We start from the raw sequence: 2,213 nt of genomic DNA, 5'->3' as shown, positions 1-2,213 counted from the left end.
GGCCGAGGTCGGCGCGGTCGCCACCGCGGCCGCGGCCCCGCTCGTGGCTGCGGCGCCGGCCTTGCCCGCGGTGCTGAAGCCGAGCAGCCCGCCGGCCAGCCGCAAGGTCATCCACAAGACCCGCCGCAAACCTGCGGCAAAGGCAGTGAAGGCCGTCAAGGCCTAATCGCCCCACGCCCATCCGACGCATCTCGGCCGGGCACAATCCGCCCATGGCCGACAAAGTGATCCCGCTGGCAGACCACCGCTACGCATCCAGTGTGCCGCTGGTGCCTGCGCGATCGACGGCTCCCACCGGCCTGCTCGCCGACACGCTGGGCCGCCCGCTGCGCGACCTGCGCATCTCGGTGACCGACCGCTGCAACTTCCGCTGCAGCTACTGCATGCCGAAGGAAGTCTTCGACAAGCACTACGAGTTCCTGCCGCACAGCTCGCTGCTGAGCTTCGAGGAGATCGCGCGCCTGGCCCGCCAGTTCGTCGCGCACGGCGTGCGCAAGATCCGCCTGACCGGCGGCGAGCCGCTGCTGCGCAAGAACCTGGAGCGGCTGGTGGAGATGCTGGCCGCGCTGCGCACCGCGGGCGACGGGCTGCCGCTGGATCTCACGCTGACGACCAACGGCTCGGTGCTGGCGCGCAAGGCGCAGGCGCTGAAGGACGCCGGGCTGCAGCGCATCACCGTCAGCCTCGACGCGCTCGACGATGCTGTGTTCCGCCGCATGAACGACGCCGATTTCCCGGTCGCCGACGTGCTGGCCGGCATCGAGGCGGCGCAGCGCGTCGGGCTCGGCCCGATCAAGATCAACATGGTGGTCAAGCGCGGCACCAACGACGACCAGATCGTCGCGATGGCGCGGCACTTCCGCCACAGCGGCACGGTACTGCGCTTCATCGAGTACATGGACGTCGGCGCCACCAACGGCTGGCGCATGGACGAGGTGCTGCCGTCGGCCGAGGTCGTCGCGCGCATCGCCGCCGAGTTCCCGCTGCAGCCGCTCGGCGCGCAGCAGCCCGGCGAGACCGCGCAGCGCTGGCGCTATGCCGACGGCGCCGGCGAGATCGGCGTGATCTCGAGCGTCACACAGGCCTTCTGCCACGACTGCAACCGCGCGCGGCTGTCGACCGAGGGCAAGCTCTATCTGTGCCTGTTCGCGCACCGCGGCCACGACCTGCGCGCGCTGCTGCGCGAGGGCCGCAGCGATGCCGAGATCGCCGCGGCGATCGGCGGCGTCTGGAACCGGCGCGCCGACCGCTATTCCGAACTGCGCAGCGAGGCCGGCACCGACCCGTCATCCGCGCCGGCCGAGCGCCGCGTCGAGATGCACTACATCGGTGGATGAGCCTCGATGATCTCGAGCGACTCCGCGCGGCGCGCGGCCCCTGAGCTGCTGGTGATCCGCACGCTCGACGTCGTCGACCTGCCGGCCTACAAGGCGCTGCGCGACGCGATGCTGCATGCCTTCCCAGACGCCTTCACGTCCGACGCGCACACCGAATCGCGCAAGCCGGCCGAGGTCTACCTGCCGCGCCTCGGGCTGGGCCAGCCGGGCGGCGGGCAGTTCACGCTCGGCGCCTGGGACGACGGCGAGCTGCTGGGCGCCCTCACCTGCGAGCGCGAGAACCGCGCCAAGGTGCGGCACATCGGCCACATCGTCGGGATGATGGTGCAGGCGCAAGCGGCGGGCCGCGGCGTCGGGCGCGCGCTGCTGGCCGCCGGCATCGAGCAGGCGCGCGCGGCCGACGGCATCGAGCTGCTGACGCTGTCGGTCACGTCGACCAACCGGCGCGCGGTGCGGCTGTACGAAGGCGCCGGCTTCGTGCGCTACGGCACGCTGAAGCACGCGATCAAGCTCGACGGCATCTACCATGACAAGGACCTGATGTCGCTCGCGCTGTGATGAACACCTTGAACGACCTGGCCCTCGGCCTGCACGGCTACGACGCCGACGACCTGCCGGTGGACGTGGCCCGCGCCTTCATCGCGCGCATGCTGCCGCGCGTGCAGGCGGTGGAGCACCTGTCGCTGCGCGCGAGCCTCGGCCGCGTGCTGGCGCAGGACATCCCGTCGACGATCGACGTGCCGCCGCAGGACAACGCTGCGATGGACGGCTATGCGTTGCGCGGCAGCGAGCTGCGCGCCGGCGAGGCCACCGTGCTGACGGTGGCCGCCACCGAGCTCGCAGGCCAGGTGGTCGGCCGGGCGATCGGCGCGGGCC

Annotated in this window: 2 protein-coding genes and 1 pseudogene; all 3 read left to right on the top strand. The window is 71.8% G+C overall.

The features are described 5' to 3' along the window. Positions 1–212 precede the first annotated feature (212 nt). Positions 213–1,337, top strand: a complete 1,125-nt coding sequence (gene moaA, locus AC1DXV_RS34000) for a GTP 3',8-cyclase MoaA (protein WP_477937972.1) — start codon at positions 213–215, stop codon at positions 1,335–1,337. Positions 1,338–1,343: 6 nt separating this feature from the next. Further along, positions 1,344–1,895 (top strand): GNAT family N-acetyltransferase, encoded by a 552-nt coding sequence (locus tag AC1DXV_RS33995; RefSeq protein WP_465112533.1) that lies wholly within the window; start codon positions 1,344–1,346, stop codon positions 1,893–1,895. Continuing rightward, positions 1,895–2,213 (top strand): annotated as a pseudogene (locus tag AC1DXV_RS33990) (molybdopterin molybdenumtransferase MoeA); the annotation flags it as partial. The gene AC1DXV_RS33995 and the pseudogene AC1DXV_RS33990, both read left to right, overlap by 1 nt.

The sequence above is a fragment of the Rhizobacter sp. P3_C12 genome (assembly GCF_056402735.1).
Note: the sequence above shows the minus strand (reverse complement) of the source record. Positions and strands in the feature narration are given on the sequence as shown.

Coding starts and splice junctions, on each gene's coding strand:
- moaA (WP_477937972.1), top strand. CDS start 213: ATGGCCGACAAAGTGATCCCGCTGGCAGACCACCGCTACGCATCCAGT.
- AC1DXV_RS33995 (WP_465112533.1), top strand. CDS start 1,344: ATGATCTCGAGCGACTCCGCGCGGCGCGCGGCCCCTGAGCTGCTGGTG.